Origin of the sequence: Lactococcus lactis, assembly GCF_029023865.1 — a bacterium.
In the GTDB taxonomy this organism is placed as follows: Bacteria; Bacillota; Bacilli; order Lactobacillales; family Streptococcaceae; genus Lactococcus; species Lactococcus lactis.
On record NZ_CP118969.1, the window covers coordinates 393,849 to 419,871 of the forward strand.

The following is a 26,023-nucleotide window of genomic DNA, read 5'->3' on the forward strand; positions in this document are numbered from 1 at the left end:
GATGAGTAACTAAATATCGTAAAGTTGACTAGCATGTTCGTGACTAGTATCAAGGATCTTCAAGTCCTTTTTGGTATCGACATCATGTTGCTGTAAGTAACCATCCATAGTAAGATGAGCAAGTTCTTTGATATTATTATTTAAACTCAAGTGCCCTAGAAAAATTCGTTTTGTCTTATTACCATGAATACTAAAAGCAGCCTCAGCGCCGTCCTCATTAGATAAGTGGCCTTGGTCACTTAGGATACGTTGCTTTGTCCGCCAAGGATAGGCTCCCATGCGGAGTATCTCAATGTCATGGTTTGATTCCATAAGATAAGCATCTGCATTTTCAATGGTTCCACGCATTCTATCGGATACATAACCTGTATCAGTTAGCATAACAAAACTTTTGTTATCTTTCATGAAACGATAAAACTGTGGTGCGATAGCATCGTGACTCACGCCGAAAGATTCAATATCAATATCACCAAAAGTCATTGTTTTTCCCATTTCAAACAGATGTTTTTGTTCAACAGGGATTTTTCCTAAAGCATTTTTACTATCTAGTTCAGACCAAGTATCTTCATTTGCGTAAAGGTCAATACCATATTTTCTTGCCAAAACACCAATCCCTTTGATATGGTCACTATGTTCATGGGTAATTAATAAAGCATCAATATCATGAATGTCACGGTCAATTTCTGATAGTAAACTTTCTATTTTTTTTCCAGATAGTCCGGCATCAACAAGAATTTTTTTCTTTGGAGTTTCTAAGTAAAAAGAATTTCCTGTTGAACCAGAGGCTAAAATGGAATATTTAAAGCCATTTTGTTCAGTCATACAGTCTATTGTAGCAGAAAAATAGTGGGATTGCCATGAGCTTTTATATTTTATTTGAAAATAAATTTATCAGGAAACTCATTAGCTTAAGAGAGTTTTTTGTGGTAAAAGTCTAGGTTTATTCAAAAAATGAGTCCACAAATATGTATGGACTCTTTTTAGGGGAAATTATTCATTATCCTCAAATTCAAACTCATCAGTGCCATCATCCCAGTCATCTGCGGCTTCTAAAGAATATGGAAGAGTGAAACTAAAGGTCGTTCCTTTTCCTTCTCCTTCGGAGCTTGCAAAAATTGTTCCGCCATGTATTTTAACAATATCATGGACAATGGAGAGGCCTAAACCTGTCCCCCCAACTTTTGAATTTCTTGAAGCATTATCAACTCGGTAGAAACGGTCAAAAATCTTAAGTAAATCAGATTTTGGAATTCCCATTCCTTGGTCACTGATGGAGATTAGAACATCACTTTCACGTTTTTCAACGGAAATTGTAATAGTTCCACCTTTAGGTGAATACTTAATTGCATTTCCGATGATATTGTCAATGACTTGAGCAATTTTATCGGTATCAATTTCGACCCAGATGGGCTGTTCAGAGTATTTTCTGACTAGTGTGAAATTAGAAGAGATTAAATCGTTTGATTCGGTTTCTAAAATTTGGTCTAAACGGTTAATTTGATAGTCTAAGAAGGCAATTAAATTAATCATTTCTTTATTAAGAACGATTCGGTCTTGATCCATTCTTGATAAAGTCAAAAGGTCGGAAATCATTCGAATCATCCGATTAGTTTCAGTAAGTGAAACATTAATAAAGGATGAAGCTGTTTCTTTATCCTCAATGGCTCCGTCTTCTAGTGCTTCCAAGTAGGCTTTTACTGAGGTGAGCGGAGTTCGGAGTTCATGAGAAACATTGGAAACAAAGAGACGGCGCTCTCGTTCGGCCTTGTCTTGTTCAGTCATATCATGTAAGACGGCAATAATTCCTGAGATGAAACCAGATTCACGACGAAAGAGGGCAAATTTAATGTGGAGCGAAATGGATTCATTCCCAGCATCATGTGTCTCAATAGTTATTTCAGGTTCTTTTTCTAATAAATCATAAAAATTATATTGGTCAGCAATTTTTAAAACTTCAACAATATTTTTTTGCATCAAGAGATCATTATCTGTATTCAAATAATGCAAAGCTGATTTATTGGCCATAATAATATTTCCACGACGATCGGTGGCAATGACGCCATCAACCATATATGCGAGAATACTATCTAATTGATTACGCTGATTTTCAAGATTGTTCTGTGTGCGAACAATATCTTCACCAAGTTTTAAAATTTCATCATATAATTCATTGATTTCACTCGTCCCTTTTGGGATTTTATCGCGATTTAAATAGCCATTTTTTATGTCATTCATCTGTTTAGAAACATTCACAATCATGCGATGTTGCTGATTGAGAAAGACTAAAACAAAGACGAGTGAAAATAAGTAATAACCAATAAAAGTACTTAAATGAGCAAAATTGTAATCAAAACTGCTCATAAAAAGTATGACAAAAAGAAGTAGGTGTGCAACTACTCCTTTAAAAATCATTGAATTAAAAAATTTAATCATGTGGGTTGCTCATGTAGTAGCCAACCCCGCGGCGTGTTGAAACGTATTGTGGACGGCTTGGTGTATCTTCAACTTTTTCACGTAAACGACGAACAGTAACGTCAACTGTACGAACATCTCCAAAGTAGTCATAACCCCAAACGGTTTCCAAAAGGTTTTCACGAGTGATCACTTCGCCAAGGTGTTGAGCAAGGTAGTAAAGCAATTCAAACTCACGGTGTGTAAGGTCGAGTTGTTTATCATTTTTATAAGCCGCATAGTGTGCTGGATTGATACGAAGGTTTCCGATAATCAATTCTTTTTTGACATTGTCAGTAGATTCAGCAGGTGCGACATTGATACGACGCAAGTTTGCTTTAATACGAGCTAATAGTTCACGGTTTGAGAATGGTTTTGTGACATAATCATCAGCACCAAGTTCAAGACCAATTACTTTGTCAAATTCACTATCTTTAGCTGACACCATAATAATTGGAGTGTCAGAAGTTTTACGGATTTCACGTGCAACATCAAGACCATCAAGTTTAGGTAACATCAAATCAAGCAGAATAAGGTCAGGTTGTACTTCTTTAAATGCTTCAAGAGCTTCTTCACCATCAAAAGCTGTAAAGACTTCAAAACCTTCTTTGGTTAAATTAAATTTTACGATATCTGAGATTGGTTTTTCATCATCAACAACAAGAATTTTTTTCATAGTTGTCCTTTCAAGTGGAAAATTTTTTATTGAATGTTACTCGTATTTATTTGAATTAACAAATCAAGTAAGCTGTTTCAGTTATATTATACAATTTTTAGTAAAATTACGCAAAAAGAGACCCTATTATTTTTAGAAAAAAGATAAAATATTTGTTTTTTTGGTATAATAGAGGCTATGAATGGAATTCTAATTTCCCTTGAGGGACCCGATGGAGCAGGAAAAACAACGGTTTTAAAAGAAATTTTACCTGAAATCCAAAAAATGAAGCGCGAAATTGTCCCAACTCGTGAACCAGGCGGTGTTCGAGTGGCGGAAGAAATTCGCCAAATTATTCTTGATCCAAAGAATACAGAGATCGATTCTAAAACCGAGTTAATGCTTTTTGCGGCGGCGCGTCGTTTACATATGCAAGAAAAAATGTTGCCAGCTTTACAAGCGGGTAAAGTTGTCATTGTTGACCGATTTATTGATTCATCTGTCGCCTATCAGGGATATGGCCGTGATTTGGGTGTCGAAGTTGTTGATTGGCTTAACTATTTTGCAACAGATGGTTTGAAGCCTGATTTGACGCTTTATTTTGATGTTGATACGGATGTTGCCCTTGAGCGAATTATGAAAAATCGAGCTGATGAGGTAAATCGTTTAGATTTGGAAAGAGCTGAGATGCATCGTAAAGTTCGTGAAGGTTATTTGGAGATTGTTGTAAAAGAACCTGAGCGTTTTGTAAAAATAGATGCAAGTCAACCTTTAGAAAAAGTGGTAGCTGATACACTTTCCGTCCTCAAAAAAAGATTTGTCAGTGAATTTTAAAGACAATTTAATCTGTCAGCAAAATTAAGAATGCTAAAAAATACTTACATTTTTCAAAAAATGAGGATGTTAAATAGTTTTTTTTATTTTGTTATTTAGACTAGATTTGGTAAATATTTAGAAAGGTTTCTTGTGGAAATAAAAGATATTCAGCCTCAACTTTATAAGCAGTTCTCAACTATTTTGCAACATGGAAAATTAAGTCATGCTTATTTATTTTCAGGGGGATTTGGTTCTTTTGAATTAGCAATCTGGCTGAGTCAAGCCTTATTTTGTGAGAATCCTGAAAATTCTTTGCCTTGTGGACATTGTCGTTCTTGTCGTCTTGTTGCCCAACAAGAATTTACCGACTTACATATCGTTGAACCTGATGGACAAACGATTAAAACAGCACAAATTCGGGAACTGACACAGGTTTTCAATGAATCTGGTTATGAGGGAAAACAACAGGTGATTTTAATTAAGGAAGCTGAAAAAATGCATCCTAATGCAGCAAATGCTCTATTGAAATCAATTGAAGAACCAGAAACAGAAATTGTTGTTTTTTTACTGACAGACAATGAAAATATGATTTTACAAACAATAAAATCACGGACACAAATTATTAATTTTCCAAAAAATGTTCAATACTTACAAGATTTTTTGGAAAAGAATGGTATTTTAAAAACACAAGCAGAACTTCTTGCGGAAATCTGTAATTCGACTGACAAAGCATTAGAATTAGCTCAGCAGAGCTGGTTTAACGAAGGGCTCCAAAGACTTCAACAATTTGTAAAACTTCTAAAAACATCTGCTGACGAGGCGTTCTTGTATTTGAAAGAATTAGTCGAAATTTTTGATGACAAAGAAAAACAAAATCAAGCGTTTGAACTTTTATTACAACTTTTTAATCAAGAAAGAATGAGTCAGGAACTTTTAAAAACATTTCAGGCAATAAAAATGTGGAAAAGCAATGTCCGATTTGAGTCAAGTTTAACTTTTCTTGTTTTATGAAACTTGTCAAACTTATCCTTTGATTGAAAAATCTTATATCAGGAGAATATTATGATTTATGAAATAAAATTTGCACATGGCGAATCAAATGTATTTGCAATAAGTGATATAGAACTTGCTCCACAAACAGAAGTTATCCTTCGTTCAGATAAGGGAAACTTTTACGGAAAAATTGTACGTGAAATTTCTGAAGAAGCTAATCTTGAAATTCACCACACGATTGTGCGTGAAGTAAATGAGGATGATCTCCAAGTTATTGCAAAACTTGAAGAACGTTCTAAACAAGCCAAAGATAAAGTTCGCCAACTTATCATCGAACAAGGTTTGGAAATGAAAATTATTGATGTTGCTTATAATTTCGACCAAATGCAACTTTTTATTTCGTTTACAGCAGAGAATCGTGTTGATTTTCGATTGCTTTTGCGTGAGTTGGCAACAACTTTTAGAATTAGGATTGAACTTCGCCAAATTGGGCCAAGAGATGCGGCTAAAATTCATGGTGGACTTGGACCTTGTGGACGTCCTTTGTGCTGTTCTGAGTTTGTTTATGAATTTCCAAATGTTTCAATCAAAATGGCCAAAAATCAAAATCTATCTTTGAAACAAAATAAATTGAACGGTCTTTGCGGTCGTTTGATGTGCTGTTTAACTTATGAAGATAGTTTTTATAAAGAAGCCCAACAACTTTTCCCAGATTTTGGTGAGTTTTTAACTACCTCAGAAGGAAAAGGAAAAGTTGTTGGCTTAAATGTTTTAAAAAATAGAGTAAAAATCCGCTTTGGAGAATATAGCAAGGATTTTGAACTTGCAGAAATTGAGGTGAATCATGGCTGATAAATATGATGTTTTCGACCAACTGGGCGAACTTGAAAATACATTAAATACCACATTAACGCAAATTTCAGGAATTCGCCAAGTGCTTGAAGCATCAATGACTGAAAATGCAACCTTACGCATGGAATTAGAAAAATTGCGTGACCGTTTGGCAGAATTTGAGAAAAAAGAAGTTAAAAAAGAAACGCCTAAAGACCAGCCAAATCCTAACTTGATTCAAATTTTTAATGAAGGTTTCCATGTTTGCCATCTGCATTATGCAGAACGATTGGCTGAAGGGGAATCTTGTTTAGATTGTTTGGAGCTTTTGTATCGCTGATGGAAAATAAATTTAATATTCAACGGTCATTTAAAGGCCTAAAAACTGCTGGAAGTCTTTATTTGGTTCCAACACCAATTGGCAATATGCAAGATATGACTCTACGTTCTCTTGAAACTTTGAAAACTGTAGATTTGATTTGTTCAGAAGATACGCGAAATACTTTGCGCCTTTTAAACCATTTTGAAATTAAAGTTCCGCAAGAATCTTTTCATGAACATAATTCCCAAGAAAAAATTCCTAAATTAATTGATTTTTTGAAAAAAGGACAATCTATTGCACAGGTTTCTGATGCTGGAATGCCTTCAATTTCTGACCCAGGCCATGATTTAGTTTTAGCTGCAATTGATGAAGGAATTGATGTTATCGCTCTTCCTGGTGCCTCAGCAGGAATTACTGCCTTGATTGCCTCAGGATTAGTTCCTCAACCTCATATTTTTTATGGCTTCCTTCCTAGAAAAAAAGGGGAGCAGCAAAAGTTCTTGAAAAGTAAGCTTTCTTATCCAGAAACACAAATTTTCTATGAGAGTCCTTTTAGAGTTGGGGATACTTTGGCTAACATGCAGGAAATTTATGGGGATAGAGAAGTTGTTTTAGTTCGCGAATTAACGAAGATTTATGAAGAATATCGTCGTGGTAAGATTTCAGAGGTTTTAGAATCTTTAACGGACCAACCAATAAAAGGGGAATGCCTAATTATTGTTTCAGGAGCGGATGAAGTGGCTCAAGAAGTTCAAGAGCCAGAATTGACAGCGCTCGAAGCAGTTAAAGTTTTAGTTGAACAAAGTGTAAAACCCAATGTTGCCATTAAACAAATTGCTAAAGAACGAGGTCTAAATCGTCAAGAATTATATGCAGAATTTCATGATTTATAAGCAAAAAGTTACTGACAGGCAGTCTGTCAGTAACTTTTTTATATTTTTGATTGATTAAAATTTCTGTCAGTAAAATTTAACAGTGCCCGTCAACATTTTCGTTAATCCATTTTTGATTTTCCTCATCAAAAATTCTTAAAGAACGTTGCGAACGTACAAAATCAATGATTTCTTTACGATTTAGCTTTGTTTTACTGACAGCCGAGCCAACAGTAACAATTTCCATTTTTTCGATGAGTGATTGAAGAATTTCGTATTGATTTTCCATAAGTTATCCTTAGTGCAAATTGATAGATTCATTTATAACAAAAAAAGATGGTCATCAACCATCTTAAAATGAGTAAATCCAAGTATTTTTAGCGCCATTTTTTAGAAGACGTTGACTGATACGAATAGCATCTTTTTCATTTTCAGCAAGGGCAACCATGACGCCACCTAGCCCTGAACCAGTTAATTTAGCACCAAGTGCACCATTTTTACGAGCGGTTTCGACTAAATTATCTAGACGTGGATGAGAAACTCCCAAATCAGATAATCTTTCGTGAGCTTTATTCATGACATGACCAAATTCTTTGAGTTTGTCTGTCATCAAAAAATCTTTTGAATCGGTCGCTAATTGACCTAAATGATTAATTGAATCTTGTGTTTTTTCTTTTTCTTCAACAAGTTTTTCGCGAACAATATTGATGGCTTGACTCGTAAAGCCGTGAACACCAGTATCGCCAATCACGATAAAACCATGAAGATTGAGTTCAAAGGGTTCAATTGTGCTGTCTTTAATAAACCACAAAGGGTGTTCAGAATTTACAGTTGCCACATCAATTCCAGAAGATTTTCCGTGAGTAATATTTTCTGAAAAGTTGGCATAAAAGAGTAAATCTTTTTGCGGAAGTTCAGCATCAAAGAAATCATAAAAAGCTCTGATAATGGCAGTTGCCAATGAAGCAGAAGCTCCCAAGCCACGTCCTTGAGGAATATTTGAATCAATTTCTAAAGAGAATGGCATTTTTGATGAATGAAATTTAGAGAGTAAGCGCATAATGAGTTGACGAATTCCTTCAAATTCATCTCCCATTAAATCAAGTCTTCTACGAAATTCGTTATTTTCAATGTATTGGCCATATTTTGATGAGGTAATTGTCACTGTAGTTTTAAGAATTGTTACAGGTAAGGCAATTGCTGGCTGACCATATACAACGGAATGTTCTCCAATTAAGATTAGTTTGGAATGGGCAATTCCCGTCCCCATTTTATTGATAGTCATTATTAACAATTCTCCTGCTAGATTAGTTTCTCATTTTGAAAATGTGAACTGCAAATTAGCATATTTTGGTTAAATTAAAGTCTTATCGAAGGAAAAATTCGATAAACTTTTTCCAATATCATAATTATGAATACAAAAACGTACCTGACAATTTTATAAAATTTCCTCTTGAAAATCAAGTTTTTGTTTCTCTTTTGGCTGTAAATTCATCATTTAGTCTGAAAAATGTATTTTTTAGTGTAAAAAATAACTTATTGAAATGATAGGAGAGAAGAAAGAATCAAATTTTTGATATAATAGTTTCATGAAAAATATTGTTACTGCAAGGGCGCATACAAATATCGCCTTGATTAAATATTGGGGAAAAGCGGATATCGCTCTAAATATTCCAACAACCTCTTCTTTGTCAATGACTCTGGAGCCATTTTATACAACAACCTCTGTTGAATTTACTGACAATGAGTCTGATTCCTTGATTTTGAATTCTGAAGTGGCAGATAGCAGCCGTGTCAGTCAATTTTTGGAAATGATGCGTGGACAATATGGAAATTTCCCTAAAGTAATGATTCAATCAGAAAATCATGTGCCAACAGCTGCTGGTTTGGCTTCAAGTGCTTCAAGTTTTGCTGCTCTGACAGCTGCTATGTTTGGACTTTTAGATTTAGAAAAAGATGATTCAGAAATGTCACGAATAGCTAGACGCGGTTCAGGGTCGGCTTCTCGGTCAATTTTTGGAAATTTTTCAGTTTGGAATAAAGGAGAAGATCATCAATCTTCCTTTGCGGAATCTTTTTACAACGAAGATATTGGTCTTTCAATGATTGTTGCTGAAATCTCTGCTGAAAAGAAAAAAATGTCGTCAACTAAGGGCATGCAATTGGCACAAACTGCACCAACTTACAGTGCTTGGGTTGAAAAATCAGCCATTCAACTGGAAGAAATGAAGCAGGCCATTTTAAATGCTGATATTGAAAAAGTTGGTCTAATTGCTCAGGATAATGCATTAGGTATGCATGAACAAAATCGTCTCTCTAACCAACCTTTTGATTATTTCACGCATGAAACAAGACGCGTGATTGACTTTGTGAATCAGGCTTACCAATCAGGATTGCTTGCTTTTGTGACTATCGATGCCGGTCCAAACGTCAAAATTATTACTGACCACGCGACTGAAAAAATTCTCTTAGCTAAATTACAAGCGGAATTTCCAGAATTAACATTTGATATCGCACGTGCTGGGGGCGCTTATGAATATCTCTGAGAAGAAAATGACAATCAAAGTGCCAGGAAAACTTTTTTTTGCGGGGGAATATTCAGTCACAAAAGAAGGAAATCTCGCCCTTATCACAACAATTGAAACAAATTTTGAAGTAAGAATTTCAGCTACTACAGGGAAATCAATTTTCAAAACAAATGTTGGACTGTCTGATTTTGAATTTTCTTTGTCTAAAATTGAATTTACTAAAGAAAATCCGTGGAATTTTGCACTGACAGCTTTAAAAAATACTTTGTCAGCTGCTGACAGCTTTGAAAAAAAATCTGTCAGTAAAATTTTATCATCATCTCCAGAAATTTCTCTTGAGATTGTCAGTGATTTAGGTTTTGGTGAAAATAAAAAAGGCTACGGCTCAAGTGCTTCAGTCGTTTGTGGTCTAGTTAATGCAGTCAATCAGTTTTTTGATTTGCAGTTGTCACTTGAAAAACGTTTTGAAATTGCCGCAAAAACGCATTTTGAAGTTCAAGGCTCAGGTTCAATGGGCGATATTGCTGCTATTATGTATGGTGGTTCTGTTTTTTATCAAAATCATAAGCGAGTCATACCTCTCGAAATTCCTTGGGCAACTTATGTGGTTCAAACAGGAAAAGCGGCAAAAACGAGTGAAAAAATAAAAATAAAGCTTTCTGATGAATTTTATCAAGCTTCAAATGAGCTGGTCATTGAATTGGCAACGGCGATTGACATTCAAGATTTTGCTTTATTCAAAGAAAAGTTATCAGAAAATCAACTTTTGCTTTTGGAGAATATTCCAGAAGGTTATATGACTAAAGAATTAGCTATTGCTTTAAACTTACTCAATAGCTATCCTGAATTTGCTGCTAAAATCTCTGGGGCCGGTTTTGGGGAGAATATTATTTTATTTGCTCAAAATACCCAAGCTATTGCTGAAGTCCAAAATAAATTATCGGAATATGGAATCAATCTTGAAAAATTTAAGGTTGCTCAAAAAAATAACTGAGATAAGTCTGCTAAAAAGTAGAGTTAGATTTTAATGAATTGAGAAATAACTGATGAAAACTGAAAAAGAAATCCATCAACATCGCAAAGATGAACACTTATCGTTAGCTTATAAATATTGGCGTGAAGAAAAAAATCAGACCTCGGGCCTGACTTTTTCTGATAGTCGAATCATTCCTAATAGTTTGCCAGAATTATCTACTAAAAAAATCAACTTTTCATCAGAAGTATTTGGACAGAATTTTGAATTTCCTTTTTATATTGAAGCGATGACTGGTGGAACAGAGCGAGCAGATAAAATCAACCGTCAATTAGCAGAAATTGCGAAAAATCAACATTTAGCTATGGCGGTCGGCTCTCAATCGATTGCTTTGAAGTTTCCAGAACTAGCTGCTGGTTTCAGTGAAGTTCGTAAAATACACTCTTCTGGTTTTCTTTTTGCCAATATCGGCGCAGGTCATTCTCTAGAAAATGCCAAGCGAGCGGTGGATATGATTGAGGCAAATGCTTTAGAAATCCATGTCAATACAGCGCAAGAATTGCCAATGGATGAAGGAGACCGTGAATTTTATTGGTTAGAAAATATTAATGAAATTGCAAGTCAATTAGAAGTTCCAGTCATTGTCAAAGAGGTCGGTTTTGGAATTTCACAAAAAACCTTCAAAGCACTCGCAAAAACAGCTGTCTCAGGAATAAATATTGGGGGAGCTGGCGGAACTAATTTTGCTTGGATTGAACGTAAACGGAGTAAAAATGGTTTTAACTTGGATGAATTTGGTTTGTCAACGCTTGAGAGCCTTTTAGAAGCTAAAATGGCTGATAATAGAAAAAGTTTGATTGCAACAGGTGGAATTACTTCGGCTCAAGAGATTTTTAAATCTTTAATTTTAGGGGCTGATTTGTCAAGTTCTGCTGGTTTTATCTTGAAAAATCTTATGCAAACAGGGCCTGAAAAAGTAGAAGAAGTTATTGAACAATGGAAACAAGATTTGAATAAATTATTTGTTTTAACTGGTTCAAAAAATATTGAAGAATGTCGAAAGGTTGAGCTCCTTTACTCGACTAATATGCTTAATTTTATCCAACAAAGAAAATAATAAATTACAAATCAAATCATTTGGCAATGGTTTCAAAAACGACTATAATGAGAATAGAATTAAAAAAATAAACTAACTGAATTCATTCTCAATCTAGTCAAAATACCAAAGTATTAAGACTTCAAAATGGGTTCACATCTTAAAAGGAGAAATTACTATGGCATTTACATTACCTGAACTTCCATACGCGCCAAATGCGCTTGAACCTTTCTTTGACGAAGCAACAATGCGTTTGCATCATGGAAAACATCATCAAACTTATGTGAATAATCTTAATGCAGCAATTGAAAAACATAATGAACTTGATGACCTTAGCCTTGAAGAATTATTGACAGATTTGTCAGCAATTCCAGAAGACATTCGTACAGCTGTTCGTAACAATGGTGGTGGTCATTTGAACCATAGTCAATTCTGGCTTTGGCTTCGTCCAAACACTGACGGTTCTGAAAACCATGCTGACGGCGAAATTGGGGATGCAATTGCGAAAGAATTTGGTAGTTTTGAAACTTTCAAAACAGAATTTAAAGCTGCAGCCACAGGTCGTTTTGGTTCAGGATGGGCTTGGTTAGTTGTTGATGAAGCTGGAAAATTGAAAGTTGTATCAACTGCAAATCAAGATAATCCAATTTCTGAAGGGTTGACACCAGTTTTAGGACTTGATGTTTGGGAGCATGCTTACTATCTTAAATATCACAATGTACGTCCTGATTACATTGAAGCATTCTTTAATCTTGTAAACTGGGATAAAGTTAACGAACTTTATGCTAAAGCAAAATAAAATGATGAATGAGGCTCTCCTTTAAGGAGAGCCATTTTTTATTTTAGAGAAACCTTTTTTAATATTAGACTATTCTTTTGGAACTTTATCTTATTTTTACAAAAAGATGTTTTAAGGAGATTTTTTTAAACTTAAATGTTTATATTTTCGATTAAATAGTGCTAAAATATTATTGTAATCGGTTACATTTTTGTTCTAAAAAATATGGAAGGTCAAATGCATTAATAAGTGCATAGGAATAGAGGATTATGAAAGATATTGGAAACTCTTCAAACTTTACCGAAGAAGAAGAGCTATTTTTGTTGCGGAATAAACAAGGAAAAATTGTCGGAATTAAAGATTTAAAGCAGGCAAATTTTCAAGAAACAATGAAAGACTGGAAAAAACATTTACCAAAACCCAGTCTTCTATCAATTATCATTTGGGTGGCGGTCGCTTTACTAGGGGGTCTTGCTTGGTCGTTGATTGCTCTGGCTCAAGGAGAGACGATTAATGCGATTTGGTTTGTTATTGCAGCAGTTTGTTCTTATTTGATTGGCTATCGTTTTTATGCTTTATATATTCAACGTAAGATTATGCGTCCAAATGATTTACGGGCAACTCCTTCGGAAAGCCATAATGACGGAAAAGAATTCGACCCAACCAATCGAGTTGTTTTATTCGGTCACCATTTTGCTTCAATTGCTGGAGCTGGGCCTTTGGTTGGACCAGTTTTAGCGGCACAAATGGGTTACTTACCAGGGACAATTTGGATTATTTTCGGAGTTATTTTTGCCGGAGGGGTACAAGATATGCTTGTTCTCTGGTATTCTCATCGTCGTCGAGCAAAATCTATTGGGGCAATGGCTCATGATGAAGTTGGTAGATTTGCTGGTGGCTTGACTTCATTTATTGTATTTATCATGACAATGATTGTTCTTGCTGTTTTAGCTTTGATTTGTGTGACGGCGATGGCAAATTCTGCTTGGGCAGTCTTTTCGATTGGGATGACCATCCCAATTGCCTTGTTAATGGGAATTTATTTGAAATATATTCGCCCAGGGCATGTGAATGAAATTTCAGCAATTGGTTTTATTCTCCTTTTAGTTGCTATTTTTGGTGGCCGTTGGGTTTCAGAATCTTCATTTGCGCATATTTTCATGCTTTCGCCAACCGCTTTAGTTTGGTGGGTCATGGGCTATACTTTTATTGCAGCAATTATCCCCGCTTGGATTTTACTTACGCCTCGTGATTACTTATCTATGTTTATGAAAATTGGTACAATTGCTGTTTTAGCAATAGCTGTAGTTGGTGTGCGTCCAGATGTTACGATTCCAGCTCTGACTAATTTTGCACATAATACAGATGGTCCTGCTTTTGCTGGTTCCCTCTTTCCCTTCTTATTTGTTACGATTGCCTGTGGAGCCTTGTCTGGTTTCCATGTAATGATGTCTTCTGGAACAACGCCTCATTTGATTGCTAAAGAGTCACAAACGCGAATGATTGGTTATGGTGGGATGCTCTTTGAATCATTTGTTGCTATTATGGCTTTAGTCGCTGCGATTTCTCTTAATCCTGGAATTTATTATTCTATGAATACCCCTCAAGCTAGTATTCAAAAACTCGCAGCTTCAAGTTATCAAGCAGATAAAAGTGCCGAATATAATGCTGCCAAAGCAATTCCAAATGTAGCCATGATGCCTGATGGTTCAAAACTCAGTATTGACTGGGAAGGAACGACTGGTGAAAAAGCACTTGAGCAAGTGGCAAAAGATGTAGGTGAACAATCAATCGTTTCACGAACTGGTGGTGCACCAACTTTAGCCGTTTCAATGTCAAATATTCTACATAAGGTTCCACTTATTGGTGGGACAAATATGATGGGATTCTGGTATCATTTTGCGATTATGTTTGAGGCGCTCTTTATCCTGTCAGCTGTTTCAGCGGCAACAAAATCGACTCGTTATTTACTTAATGATGCCCTGCGTGGCTTCAAAAAATTAGGTCGCTTAGGTGATGATGATTGGTTACCTAGTAAAATTATAACGACAGCAGTGATTGTTGGAGTTTGGGGTGCTTTGCTTTTGATGGGCGTTTCTGATCCGAATGGTGGAATAAAAATCATGTATCCGCTCTTTGGGATTTCTAATCAATTAATTGCGGCGGTAGCTCTAGCTATTGTTTGTGTCATGGTTATCCGTAAAGGTTATCTTAAATGGGTTTGGATTCCAGCACTTCCTTTAGTTTGGGATGTTTGTGTAACTTTTGCGGCCAGTTGGCAAAAAATCTTTTCAAATGATGTCAATATTGGTTACTTTGCTTCTTATTCAGCAGCAAAAGCCCAAGTGGCTTCTGGTAAATTATCTGGTCTAGCATTAACGAATGCGCAAGCAACCATGCGTAATACAATGATTCAAGGAAGTCTGTCAGTCATTTTCTTACTTTGTGTGGCTATATTATTAGTCATCTGTGCCTTTAAAGTTGCTAAAATTTTAAGAACAAATGAAGTTGGTGATAAATTTAGCTCAGAAGAAGTTTTTGAAGAATCAAATCTTTTTGAAACTTCAAGTTTCTGGCCTAGTAAGCTTGAACATAAGGTTTTAAAAAGTAAAGTTAATGAATAATGGAAAATAAAAAGTTACTGACAGGATTTCTGTCAGTAACTTTTTATTTATAATATAATCACTGACTTCAACGTTGAACAGCTGTCAGCAATTTTTTCTAATTTTAGCACCATCAGTAAATTTTAAAAATAAAAATGCTGACAGATTTTAAAAATGAGTTTAAATAGTGGCAAGAACTGGTTTCTTAAATGTTTTTTTTCTGATATAATAGAAAAAAGTCCCTTCCATGGATAAATCAGCAAAAACAGAGATTCGTCATTTTTTAAATGAAACGAATAATCCTCAACAAATGAAAGAAAAAAATGAAATTTACAGACTTTAATTTTAAAGATTATATTAACCAAACGTTAGAGAATATCAAATTTGAAAAACCAACTGAAGTACAAGAAAAATTGATTCCAATTGTTCTCTCAGGCCGTGACTTGGTAGGGGAATCAAAAACTGGTTCAGGAAAAACACACACTTTTTTACTCCCAATTTTCCAAAAAATTGATACTGATCTTGATGAAGTGCAAGCAGTCATTACGGCTCCTTCACGTGAATTAGCTACTCAAATTTACAAAGCAGCTCAAGAATTTACAAAAGTTAATGACAAGCTTCGTGTTTCAAACTTTGTTGGTGGGACTGATAAGGCCCGTCAAATCAAAAAATTGGAATCATCACAACCACATGTCGTAATTGGAACACCAGGTCGAATCCATGACTTAATCAAATCTAATGCTTTAATTGTGCATACTGCTAATACTTTTGTTGTTGATGAAGCGGATATGACGCTTGACATGGGATTTTTGGCAGATGTTGACCAAATTGCTTCAAGTTTTGGTAAACGCGTGCAAATGCTCGTTTTCTCAGCAACTATTCCTCAAAAACTTCAACCATTTTTGAAAAAATATTTGCATAATCCTGTCATGCAAAAAATCGCCAATAAGACAGTAATTTCAGATACAATCGAAAATTGGCTTGTTTCTACCAAAGGAAGTTCTCATAACCAACTTTTGCTCCAATTGACAAAAGCAACGAATCCTTACATGGCAATGATTTTTGCCAATACCAAAGGTCGTGTTGATGACATTCATCATTTCTTGACAAGTAACGGACTTAAAGTTGCAAAAATTCATGGTGATGTACCGCCACGTGAACGTAAACGTATCATGAATTCAATTAAAAATTTAGATTATCAATATGTTGTGGCAACCGATATTGCCGCGCGTGGAATTGATATTGAAGGTGTATCACACATTATCAATGATGAAATTCCAAAAGATTTAACTTTCTTTGTTCACCGAGTGGGTCGTTCTGGCCGTAATGGATTACAAGGAACAGCCATTACACTCTATAGTCCTTCTGATGATTCAAGTATTCGTGAGATTGAAAAAATGGGTGTTACATTCCAACCAAAAGCTATTAAAGATGGTGAAATTGTTGATTCTTATGACCGTGACCGTCGTGAAAAACGGACGAAAAAACAAGATGAAATTTCAACAAAAACTATTGGTGCCCTTAAAAAAGGTAAAAAGCACGTTAAACCAGGTTACAAACGTGCAATTAAATGGCAAATTGAAGAAGATAACAAGAAAAAACGCCGTGCTGAGCGCAATAAAAATGCCCGTAAAACACGTGATTCTCGTAAACAAAGTTTTTAATTAATGAAAAAGACTTTTAAGATTATAGGCGCTTTTGTTGGTCTAATTCTTTTGATTTCAGTAATTTGTCTTGCTTTGATTCTTAGCAAATCTACTGACAGAACTGCTGAAAACTCCACAGACATTAAAACAATTTTAGTCCTTGGCTCACGAATAAATCAAAATAAAAAACCAGCCAAGATTACTCAAGAGCGGCTAGATGCAGCACTTTTGCTTGCTAAGAATAATCCGCAAGCCAAAATTATTGTGTCTGGAGCAAAAGGAGCTGACGAGCCTGTTAGTGAAGCTTTTAGTATGAAAAATTATCTGATAAGTCATCATATTAGGGCTGACAGAATTATTAGTGAAGATAAGGCGGGTGATACCGCGGAAAATATCGCTTATTCCAAAAAATATTTTGACGGAAAAACTGTGATTGTCACTAGCGATTTTCATCTTTACCGAGCCTTGTATCTAGCAAAACAAGAAGGTGTAAAAGTAGAAGGCTTTGCTGCAAAGACAAAAGTCAATAATCTTCTTTATTATCCTAATTATTATGGTCATGAAATTCTTGGCTTAATCTATGCTTTCGTTTTTGGAAAAGGCTAAGAAAATTTCAATTATTATAAGGATAAAAGCTGTCAGTAATTTTTACTGACAGTTTTGCTAAAATTTGGCAAATCCTTTCAAACAATGATTCTGTCAGTAAATTTTTAAAAGAATTTGTGGCGGAGCTAAATATTTCCAAATACGGAGAGTAAAAAATGATGTTTCTACCCGAACAAATCAGTAAACTTAACGAGCTTGAAACGCTAGTTTTTGATTTTATCATTAAATCACCTGAAGAAGTCCAACAAATGACAATTCGTGATTTAGCAAGTCAAGTCCATGTTTCAACTTCGACAATTGTCCGACTATGTACAAAACTTGGTTTTGAAGGTTGGTCTGATTTAAAATTTTACCTCAAAAATCAACTCAAAGAAAAAACACCAGAAGAGCAACATTATGATAATATGCTCGAATTCAACATGTTTTTACGTCGAATGAATACAGATAATTATCAGGCAAAACTCAATAATGCTGCACAAATGATTGCTAAAGCTGATTATACCGTGTTTTTAGGTTTAGGAACATCTGGTTCATTAAGTGAGTATGCTACTAAATATTTTGTAAATACTGGATTACGAAGCTTCGTTATTTCTGACCCGTTTCAAGCTGTTCAAGTTCAGGGTATGGGAAATGTTGTGGCAGTAATCATGTCTGTGTCAGGTGAAACAGAACAAGTTGTTAATAAAGAATTGGAGTTTAAAGCGGGCGGAGCAAAAATTATTTCGATTACAAATAATGAAGATTGCACCGTTGCTAAACTTGCTGATTACCAACTCTCGTACAATCTTGTTAACGAATGGTCCAAACAGTATCCTTTAGGGAATTTGACCACGCAACTCCCAGTACTAGCTATTTTAGAAATTTTAGCTCATAAATCGATTGATTATCATCTTAAAAAATAATAAATTTGTTCCAAAAAGAGAAACAAATATTTCAAAAAGCTACTATTTGATAGTAGCTTTTTTATTTTATGCCATAAAAGTCGCCTAAAGCTTGCTACAAAGCGAAAAATAAACTAATTAGTAAAATTTTTAAAGCACTTTCAAAAAATAGATAACGCTTGCATTATGAAAATGAAAACGTTATAATTATTTTTATAAAGAACGTTAAATTATAAAACGTTAAGAATAAGGAGAAATAATTATGGCAGATAAAGTTATTGCACTTGCATGTGCAGCCGGTATGTCAACATCACTTTTGGTATCAAAAATGCAAAAAGCAGCAGCAGATAACGGGAAAGATTACGAAATTTTCGCAAAATCAACAGCGGACATTGATAACATGCTTGCCGGAACAGGCTCACCAAAACCTGACGTTCTTCTTTTAGGCCCACAAGTTGCCTTCATGAAAGGTGAAGTTGCTAAAAAAGCTGAAATCGCTGGTGTTCCAATGGACGTTATCAAAATGCAAGATTATGGAATGATGCGCGGAGATAAAGTTCTTGCAGCAGCTGAAAACTTGATGAATTAAGGTTTGAAAATTTCAAACTTGTGAAAGAGCGAAAGCTCTTTTACTATGTAAAAATCTAAGCAAAGAGAAATGGGAAGATAAGAAATGACTGATAAATACGAGAATCCAACAAGTGATGACTACATGGGTGTTGTAATGGGCATTATCATGAGTGGAGGAAATGCCAAAGGTTTAGCCTTCCAAGCCATTCAACAAGCCAAAGCTGGTGAATTTGCCGAAGCTGAAAGTTCATTAAACGAAGCGAGTGAACAACTTCGTGAAGCACATGACGTTCAGACTGACCTTTTGACACGTTTAGCTCAAGGCGAAAAAATTGGTTGGAATCTTTACATGGTTCATGCTCAAGACCACTTAATGAATGCGATTACCTTTAAAGACCTTGCTGTAGAAGTTGTCGGTCAAGAACAACGCCTGCAAGCACTTGAAAACAAATAATATAGCTCCTAGCTTATTAGAAAAGCAAGATTAAAAGTTGCGGAGACGCAACTTTTTTCTAACCAAAAAGTTTAAAGAAGAAAGGAGAGAATGATGAGTTTTTTTGGAAATGTTGACTTTCAAAAATTAACCTACACGGAAAGAACTTGTTATAGTTATTTACGAGATAATGTTGATAAAATTCCTTATATGCGAGTCCGTGATATTGCTCTGGAAGCACATGTTGGAACTTCTAGCGTCATGCGCCTCATTCATAAAATGGGTTATGATTCATATACAGATTTTAAAGAGTACATTATTGATAAAAAAGAATTGGAAAAAGGAAGCTCAAATACGGCAATTCCCTTTTCACTAGATATTTTCTCTAACGATATTGAACAACGTTTGGATAATCTGGCACATCGAGTCATTGAAAGTGACAATATCATTTTTACAGGAGTAGGTTCCAGCGGTTTAATTTGCGATTATGCAGTCAGAAGATTAGCGGGAGTTGGAATTAATACCTTTTCATTTAGTGATGTGACTTATCCAATTGCTTCAAAATTACAAAATACAACCAACACTTTGGTAATTGCTTTATCCATCTCTGGGGAAACGAATGAAATCATTGAAGTACTGACCAGTCTGCGCTCTAATAAAGATGTCTATATTTCATGTATCACACCAAAATTGAATTCAAGTATTGCTGAACTGAGCGATTTTGTCCTTACTTATCGAATTAATGAACACCGAATCAATACGCATTATGATTTGACGAGTCAATTACCAACAGTTTATTTGACTGAGCGTTTAACAGATTTGGTTTATCAATTATCAAATTAAAAAGCCAAATTGGCTTTTTTATCTGCTCAGCCGTTCCTAATCATTTGATGGATAAAACAAAAAAAGTTAAATTGAGATAACAAATATAATTTGCAAGGCTAATTTTCGCAACCTTAAAGGAAACTTATATGACATTTTTGGCACATTAGTCTTCACGAGTGGTACAGAACCAAAGTTTTGGAAAAACAAGAAAGCGCTTTCTTTCTTTTGCTCTTTAGTGTTATAATGAAAATGTAGAAAAGATGAACGTGAAACCAGTTCATCAAAAAAAGTAAAGGAGACTGTTCAACCATGAACAATTTTATTCAAAACAAAATCATGCCTCCAATGATGAAATTTTTGAATACCCGTGCAGTCACGGCAATCAAAAATGGTATGATTTATCCTATTCCATTTATCATTATTGGTTCAGTATTCTTGATTCTTGGTCAATTGCCATTCCAAGCAGGCCAAGACTTCATGAACAAAATCAAATTGGGCCCACTCTTTTTACAAATTAATAATGCTTCATTTGGTATTATGGCCTTGCTTGCCGTATTCGGTATTGCTTACGCGTGGGTTCGAGATGCAGGTTATGAAGGAGTTCCTGCTGGTTTAACTGGTATTATCGTTCACATCTTGTTGCAACCAGACACAATTCATCAAGTAACATCTGTTACTGACCCAACTAAAGTTTCAACTGCTTATCAAGTAGGGGGAGTAATTGACCGAGCTTGGTTAGGTGGGAAAGGGATGGTTCTTTCAATCATCGTCGGACTCTTAGTCGGTTGGATTTACACTGGCTTTATGCGTCGTAACATTACAATTAAAATGCCAGAACAAGTTCCAGAAAACGTTGCGGCATCATTCACTTCACTTGTTCCTGCAGGAGCAATCATTGCCTTAGCTGGTGTTGTTCACGGAATTACAACAATCGGATTCAACACAACTTTCATTGAATTAGTTTATAAATGGATTCAAACTCCATTACAACACGTAACTGATGGCCCTGTCGGCGTCTTCGTTATTGCCTTTATGCCAGTATTTATCTGGTGGTTCGGTGTTCACGGAGCGACAATCATCGGTGGGATTATGGGACCATTGCTTCAAGCCAACTCTGCTGACAATGCAGCCCTCTATAAAGCAGGACATCTCAGTCTTTCAAATGGAGCCCACATCGTTACACAATCATTCATGGACCAATACTTGACAGTTACTGGTTCTGGTTTGACCATTGGTTTGGTTATCTTCCTCTTAGTGAGTGCAAAATCAGTTCAAGGTAAAACTTTAGGACGTATGGAAATTGGACCTGCAGTGTTCAATATTAATGAACCAATTCTCTTTGGTCTTCCTATTGTCTTAAATCCTATTCTTGCAATTCCATTTATCTTAGCACCATTGATTTCAGGAATCTTGACTTACTTAGTGATTTATCTAGGAATCATTCCACCATTTAACGGAGCTTATGTTCCATGGACAACACCTGCAGTTCTTTCAGGATACCTTGTAGGTGGCTGGCAAGGTATGGTTTGGCAAGTTATTATCCTTGCATTGACATCACTTCTCTACTGGCCATTTGCCAAAGCTTATGACAATATTCTTCTTAAAGAAGAAGCTGAAACAGAAGCTGAAATTAATGCTGCTGAATAATAGCAAATTTTAGATGAGCTCAAGAATTCTTGGGCTTATCTTATTAAAAATGTTAATTCTAAAAATTTAAAAGGAGAAATTATGACTTTAAAAAAAGACTTCCTCTGGGGAGGAGCAGTTGCTGCACATCAACTTGAAGGAGGATGGAATGCCGGCGGAAAGGGAGTTTCTGTTGCTGATGTCATGACAGCAGGGAGCAATGGAGTAGAGAGAAAAATCACAGATGGGGTAATTGAGGGAGAAAATTATCCGAATCATGAAGCTATTGATTTTTATCATCGCTACAAAGAAGATATTGCACTCTTTGATGAATTGGGATTAAATTGTTTTAGAACTTCCATTGCATGGACTCGTATTTTTCCAAATGGAGATGAAGCAGAACCTAATGAAGAAGGATTGCAATTCTATGATGATTTATTTGATGAGTGTTTAAAACATGGGATTGAACCTGTAATTACTCTATCTCACTTTGAACTTCCTTATCACTTAGTGACAGAATATGGTGGCTTTCGTAATCGTAAACTCATTGATTTCTTTGTCCATTTTTCAGAAGTCGTAATGAATCGTTATAAAGATAAAGTTAAATATTGGATGACTTTCAATGAAATCAACAACCAAGCAAACTATTTGCGTGATTTTGCACCATTTACTAATTCTGGTTTAAAATTCCCAGAAGGAGCAAGCGAAAAAGAACGTGAAGAAATGATGTATCAAGCGGCTCATTATGAGTTGGTTGCTTCTGCCAAAGTTGTCGCTCTGGGACATAAAATCAATCCAGATTTCCAAATTGGATGTATGATTGCCATGTGTCCGATTTATCCTGCAACTTGTAAACCAGAAGATATGATGGCTTCAACCGTTGCTATGCAACGTCGCTATTGGTTTGCAGATGTTCATGTTCGCGGACATTACCCAAGCTATTTAAAAGCCTATTTTGACCGTAAGGAATTTAAACTTGATATTCTTGATGATGATTTGAAAGCATTGGAAGAAGGAAAAGTAGATTATATTGGTTTTTCTTACTACATGAGTTTTGCAATTAAAGACCATGGTAAAGCTCCTACTTTTGATTACAATGAAGATAAAGATTTAGTCAAAAATGAATATGTTAAAGCTTCTGAATGGGGCTGGCAAATTGATCCTTTAGGATTACGTTATGCAATGAATTGGTTCTATGAACGTTATGAAAAACCACTCTTCATTGTTGAAAATGGTTTTGGTGCTGTAGATGAAGTTGAAGCTGACGGAAGTATTCACGACCCTTATCGAGTAGATTATTTAAAAGCTCATATAGAAGCAATGAAAAATGCTGTAGATTATGATGGAGTTGACTTAATGGGTTATACTCCGTGGGGCTTTATTGATCTTGTTTCTGCTGGGACAGGTGAGATGAAAAAACGCTATGGCGTCATATATGTAGATAAGGATAACGAAGGAAATGGGACATTAGAACGTTCGAAAAAAGACTCCTTTACTTGGTATCAAAAAGTTATCGCAACAAATGGCGAAGAACTTTAAAAATAAAAGACACGAAAGTGTCTTTTTATTTTTATTGGAATGTAAAGAAAACACTCCAAAAGTGGAAAAAGTAGTATAAAGGGTACGTAACTGTATTTTATTAATTTTTTGGTGAACTTTAAAGCCTAATAAAGTAAAAATATCAGATTATAAGTTATTTTCATGTAAAAAACGTTTCCGATATGAAAAGAATAAGGGTTGAATTTCCAACTAGCTTTTGACAAATTTGTTCATTTTGCTAAAATATCTTTACTGAGTAGTTCATGTGTAACAGAAAGGGGTTTTATGCAAGCAAAATATAGGGGACAGCTTGTAGAAGTCTGGAAAATTTCGCATCGACCAATTCATGAAATATGGGTTAGGCAGGCTTTTGAACAAGAACGGCTTTCTTGGAATGAATGGAATAAAAACGTTTTAAATTTTGAGTCAATTTCAGGAGATTTGGCTTTAGTTGGCGATTTTTTGATTCAAAAAGATGGAAGAAGATTTCATGTTGTCAGCAGAGAAAATGTTCAGCGGGATTTGGTCTTTATGGACACAGAAACAAATTTTAAAATTGGTAATTAAAACAGAAAAGTTGCATAGCTCAAGTCATTTTTTATTGATTTGGAGTTAGTAAATGATTATTAAAGCCTATCAGTCTTGATTTAAATGATTTAACAGGAAGTAGAGTGAGCTCATGCTTGCCATAAATTTATTTTTCCGCTATAATAGTTAATGTTGTGGCGGCGTAGTGAAGTGGTAACACATGGCTCTGCAAAAGCTTAATCGTCGGTTCAAATCCGACCGTCGCCTTAATAAAAAAAGATACTTGCTTGGAAAAGCAAGTTTTTTTGTTTTAAATTACATCATTTTTTTAATAGAAATTTGCCTTTTTGATGTGCTTCGGTAATCATACTGACTGGTCTTTTGTGTTAAAATAGGAGCTATGAATATCGAGTCAAAAATTAAAGAGCTTACGGAAAAATTAAATCAGTATGCTTATGAATATTATACTTTAGATGAGCCTTCGGTAGAAGACAGTGAGTACGATCGACTCTATCAAGAATTGGTAAAATTGGAGGCTGAAAATCCACAACTAACTAGAGCGGATTCTCCAACGCACCGAACAGGTGGGGTTATTTTAGACGGATTTGTTAAATTTAGACACCCTTATAATCTCTATAGTTTAGGGGATGTTTTTTCGCGTGAAGAATTAGCAGTTTGGGAAGAACGAGTTCGCAAGGAAATTGCTAATCCAGAGTATATTTGTGAATTAAAAATTGATGGTCTTTCATTGTCTCTTTATTATGAGAATGGTTTGCTTGTGACTGCAGCGACTCGGGGCGATGGAACAACGGGTGAAAATATCACAGAAAATGTGAAACGGATCAAAGATGTTCCTTTAAAGCTTAAAGAAGCAATTGATATTGTGGTACGTGGTGAAGCTTATCTTCCACGTAAGAATTTTGCTAAACTGAACAAAGAGCGTGAACTTGAAGGAGCAGCTCCTTTTGCTAATCCAAGAAATGCGGCAGCTGGAACTTTACGTCAACTTGATACGAAAATAGTTGCCAAACGTGGTCTTGCAACTTTCCTTTATCAAGAAGCAAGTCCAGCAACCAATGACACTCAAGAAGAAGTCTTAGAATATTTTGAAGAACTTGGTTTCCAAGTCAATCCTGAACGTAAATTTGCTCGAAATATGGATGAAATTTGGGAATTTATTGAAGAGGCTACCCGTCTGCGTGACGAACTCCCCTATGATATTGACGGGGTTGTTGTAAAAGTTAATAATCTTGCTGAGCAGGAGGAATTAGGTTTTACGGTTAAGGCACCGCGCTGGGCGATTGCTTACAAATTTCCAGCTGAACAAGCAGAAACAGAAATTTTGTCTGTTGACTGGACTGTCGGTCGGACAGGAGTTGTCACCCCAACAGCAAATATGACCCCGGTTCTTTTAGCACAGACAACGGTTGCTCGAGCAACTTTGCACAATGTGGACTATATTGAAGAAAAAGATATCCGTATTGGCGATCATGTCTTGATTTATAAGGCAGGGGATATTATTCCGAAGGTTGGGAAAGTACTTTTGGATAAACGGCCAGAAGGTCTTGAAGGCTTAGAAATTCCAACGAAATGTCCAGAGTGTGGTTCGGAGTTAATTCATTTTGAAGATGAAGTGGCTTTACGCTGTGTTAACCCCTTGTGTCCGGCGCAAATTCGGGAAAAACTAATTCATTTTGCTAGTCGTGATGCTATGAATATTGTGGGCTTAGGTCCGTCAGTCATTTCACAACTTTTTGATAAAAAATTGGTGGCTGATGTTGCTGATTTATATCAATTGACGATTGAAGATTTACTGACATTAGATAAGGTCAAAGAAACATTGGCTCAAAAAATTGTGTCAGCAATTGCGCAGAGTCGTGAAAATTCGGCGGAAAAATTATTATTTGGTTTAGGAATTCGTCATGTTGGTGGTAAAGCGGCTAAATTACTTTTGGAACGTTTTGCTAATCTTCGAGCGCTTTCTAAAGCAACAGAAGAAGAAATTTCTGAAATTCCATCTTTAGGTGGGGTCATTGCTACGGCTGTCGTTTCTTATTTTGAAACTGACGGAGCAAAAATTTTACTGGATGAACTTGAAAATGCTGGTGTAAATTTTGATTATTTAGGGGCTGTTAATATTGAAGGAATATTATCAGGTAAGACAGTTGTCTTAACTGGTAAATTGACGACTTTGAAGCGCTCAGAAGCAAAAGAAAAATTGGAAGCGTTGGGAGCAAATGTTTCTGGTTCTGTTTCTAAGAAAACTGATTTGGTAGTCGCCGGAGAAGAAGCAGGTAGCAAACTGACAAAAGCTCAAGACTTAGGAATTGAAATCTGGTCAGAGCAAGATTTGCTTGATTTATAAACTAATTTGTATTGAATATTACTGACAGACTTTAGTGAGAGCGTAAATTTACTGACAGAAATTTGAACTTTGGTTCAATTGGTGGG

The 26,023-nt window shown here is 35.5% G+C and carries 25 protein-coding genes and 1 tRNA gene; 21 read left to right on the plus strand and 5 right to left on the minus strand.

Annotation, left to right across the window (positions count from 1 at the left end; translation table 11 throughout):
• Positions 1-9: 9 nt before the first annotated feature.
• From PYW37_RS02065 to yycF, 3 genes are all read right to left on the minus strand, one after another.
• The gene (locus tag PYW37_RS02065) at positions 10-822 is read right to left on the minus strand and encodes an MBL fold metallo-hydrolase (protein ID WP_003131583.1); all 813 of its coding nucleotides are present in this window, start codon (positions 820-822) and stop codon (positions 10-12) included.
• 168 nt (positions 823-990) lie between these two features.
• Positions 991-2,433 carry a sensor histidine kinase gene (locus PYW37_RS02070; RefSeq protein ID WP_012897229.1) on the minus strand — a complete coding sequence of 481 codons (1,443 nt, stop codon included), beginning with the start codon at positions 2,431-2,433 and terminating at the stop codon, positions 991-993.
• Positions 2,426-3,127: a response regulator YycF gene (gene yycF, locus PYW37_RS02075; RefSeq protein WP_003131580.1), complete on the minus strand. Its 702-nt coding sequence runs from the start codon at positions 3,125-3,127 to the stop codon at positions 2,426-2,428. Before yycF ends, PYW37_RS02070 begins: the two co-directional genes overlap by 8 nt.
• A gap of 177 nt (positions 3,128-3,304) precedes the next feature.
• Here yycF and tmk point away from each other — a divergent pair, with 177 nt between their 5' ends.
• The 5 genes from tmk (at position 3,305) to rsmI (ending at position 6,961) form a co-directional block, all read left to right on the plus strand.
• Positions 3,305-3,940: a dTMP kinase gene (tmk, locus tag PYW37_RS02080; RefSeq protein WP_012897230.1), complete on the plus strand. Its 636-nt coding sequence runs from the start codon at positions 3,305-3,307 to the stop codon at positions 3,938-3,940.
• Between the two features lie 132 nt (positions 3,941-4,072).
• Positions 4,073-4,933 carry a DNA polymerase III subunit delta' gene (locus PYW37_RS02085; RefSeq protein ID WP_012897231.1) on the plus strand — a complete coding sequence of 287 codons (861 nt, stop codon included), beginning with the start codon at positions 4,073-4,075 and terminating at the stop codon, positions 4,931-4,933.
• Between the two features lie 51 nt (positions 4,934-4,984).
• A complete protein-coding gene (gene ricT, locus PYW37_RS02090; protein WP_025016551.1) occupies positions 4,985-5,767 on the plus strand; it encodes a PSP1 domain-containing protein in 783 nt (260 codons plus the stop codon).
• A complete protein-coding gene (gene yabA / locus PYW37_RS02095; RefSeq protein ID WP_011675472.1) occupies positions 5,760-6,086 on the plus strand; it encodes a DNA replication initiation control protein YabA in 327 nt (108 codons plus the stop codon). Before ricT ends, yabA begins: the two co-directional genes overlap by 8 nt.
• On the plus strand, positions 6,086-6,961 hold the full coding sequence (rsmI, locus tag PYW37_RS02100; RefSeq protein WP_003131568.1) for a 16S rRNA (cytidine(1402)-2'-O)-methyltransferase: 876 nt from the start codon (positions 6,086-6,088) through the stop codon (positions 6,959-6,961). Before yabA ends, rsmI begins: the two co-directional genes overlap by 1 nt.
• Before the next feature lie 76 nt (positions 6,962-7,037).
• Here rsmI and PYW37_RS02105 read toward each other — a convergent pair whose 3' ends face one another.
• Positions 7,038-7,229 (minus strand): hypothetical protein, encoded by a 192-nt coding sequence (locus PYW37_RS02105; RefSeq protein ID WP_012897234.1) that lies wholly within the window; start codon positions 7,227-7,229, stop codon positions 7,038-7,040.
• 63 nt (positions 7,230-7,292) lie between these two features.
• Positions 7,293-8,225, minus strand: coding sequence for a mevalonate kinase (gene mvk, locus PYW37_RS02110; RefSeq protein ID WP_003131564.1), 933 nt, complete (start codon positions 8,223-8,225; stop codon positions 7,293-7,295).
• A 304-nt stretch (positions 8,226-8,529) separates the two neighbouring features.
• Here mvk and mvaD point away from each other — a divergent pair, with 304 nt between their 5' ends.
• From mvaD to ligA, 16 genes are all read left to right on the plus strand, one after another.
• Positions 8,530-9,486 carry a diphosphomevalonate decarboxylase gene (gene mvaD / locus PYW37_RS02115; protein WP_023188990.1) on the plus strand — a complete coding sequence of 319 codons (957 nt, stop codon included), beginning with the start codon at positions 8,530-8,532 and terminating at the stop codon, positions 9,484-9,486.
• A complete protein-coding gene (locus tag PYW37_RS02120; protein ID WP_021721904.1) occupies positions 9,473-10,462 on the plus strand; it encodes a mevalonate kinase family protein in 990 nt (329 codons plus the stop codon). Before mvaD ends, PYW37_RS02120 begins: the two co-directional genes overlap by 14 nt.
• Positions 10,463-10,514: 52 nt before the next feature.
• The gene (gene fni, locus PYW37_RS02125) at positions 10,515-11,558 is read left to right on the plus strand and encodes a type 2 isopentenyl-diphosphate Delta-isomerase (protein WP_021721903.1); all 1,044 of its coding nucleotides are present in this window, start codon (positions 10,515-10,517) and stop codon (positions 11,556-11,558) included.
• Positions 11,559-11,715: 157 nt separating this feature from the next.
• On the plus strand, positions 11,716-12,336 hold the full coding sequence (locus PYW37_RS02130; RefSeq protein WP_003131560.1) for a superoxide dismutase: 621 nt from the start codon (positions 11,716-11,718) through the stop codon (positions 12,334-12,336).
• Between the two features lie 248 nt (positions 12,337-12,584).
• Positions 12,585-14,939 (plus strand): carbon starvation CstA family protein, encoded by a 2,355-nt coding sequence (locus PYW37_RS02135; RefSeq protein WP_003131559.1) that lies wholly within the window; start codon positions 12,585-12,587, stop codon positions 14,937-14,939.
• Positions 14,940-15,241: 302 nt separating this feature from the next.
• On the plus strand, positions 15,242-16,582 hold the full coding sequence (locus PYW37_RS02140; protein ID WP_003131558.1) for a DEAD/DEAH box helicase: 1,341 nt from the start codon (positions 15,242-15,244) through the stop codon (positions 16,580-16,582).
• Positions 16,583-16,585: 3 nt separating this feature from the next.
• Positions 16,586-17,170, plus strand: coding sequence for a YdcF family protein (locus PYW37_RS02145; protein ID WP_021721901.1), 585 nt, complete (start codon positions 16,586-16,588; stop codon positions 17,168-17,170).
• Between the two features lie 155 nt (positions 17,171-17,325).
• Positions 17,326-18,072: a MurR/RpiR family transcriptional regulator gene (locus PYW37_RS02150; RefSeq protein WP_021721900.1), complete on the plus strand. Its 747-nt coding sequence runs from the start codon at positions 17,326-17,328 to the stop codon at positions 18,070-18,072.
• Positions 18,073-18,313: 241 nt separating this feature from the next.
• The gene (locus tag PYW37_RS02155) at positions 18,314-18,640 is read left to right on the plus strand and encodes a PTS sugar transporter subunit IIB (protein WP_003131553.1); all 327 of its coding nucleotides are present in this window, start codon (positions 18,314-18,316) and stop codon (positions 18,638-18,640) included.
• A gap of 84 nt (positions 18,641-18,724) precedes the next feature.
• The gene (locus tag PYW37_RS02160; protein WP_003131552.1) at positions 18,725-19,075 is read left to right on the plus strand and encodes a PTS lactose/cellobiose transporter subunit IIA; all 351 of its coding nucleotides are present in this window, start codon (positions 18,725-18,727) and stop codon (positions 19,073-19,075) included.
• A 90-nt stretch (positions 19,076-19,165) separates the two neighbouring features.
• Positions 19,166-19,897, plus strand: a complete 732-nt coding sequence (locus tag PYW37_RS02165) for a MurR/RpiR family transcriptional regulator (protein WP_050428179.1) — start codon at positions 19,166-19,168, stop codon at positions 19,895-19,897.
• Between the two features lie 291 nt (positions 19,898-20,188).
• On the plus strand, positions 20,189-21,526 hold the full coding sequence (locus PYW37_RS02170; RefSeq protein ID WP_003131550.1) for a PTS sugar transporter subunit IIC: 1,338 nt from the start codon (positions 20,189-20,191) through the stop codon (positions 21,524-21,526).
• Positions 21,527-21,607: 81 nt separating this feature from the next.
• Positions 21,608-23,044: a 6-phospho-beta-glucosidase gene (locus PYW37_RS02175; RefSeq protein ID WP_003131549.1), complete on the plus strand. Its 1,437-nt coding sequence runs from the start codon at positions 21,608-21,610 to the stop codon at positions 23,042-23,044.
• Between the two features lie 285 nt (positions 23,045-23,329).
• A complete protein-coding gene (locus PYW37_RS02180) occupies positions 23,330-23,611 on the plus strand; it encodes a hypothetical protein (RefSeq protein WP_003131548.1) in 282 nt (93 codons plus the stop codon).
• 157 nt (positions 23,612-23,768) lie between these two features.
• Positions 23,769-23,839: transfer RNA gene (locus PYW37_RS02185), tRNA-Cys, on the plus strand.
• Between the two features lie 133 nt (positions 23,840-23,972).
• Positions 23,973-25,937, plus strand: coding sequence for an NAD-dependent DNA ligase LigA (ligA, locus tag PYW37_RS02190; protein ID WP_017864138.1), 1,965 nt, complete (start codon positions 23,973-23,975; stop codon positions 25,935-25,937).
• Positions 25,938-26,023 lie beyond the last annotated feature (86 nt).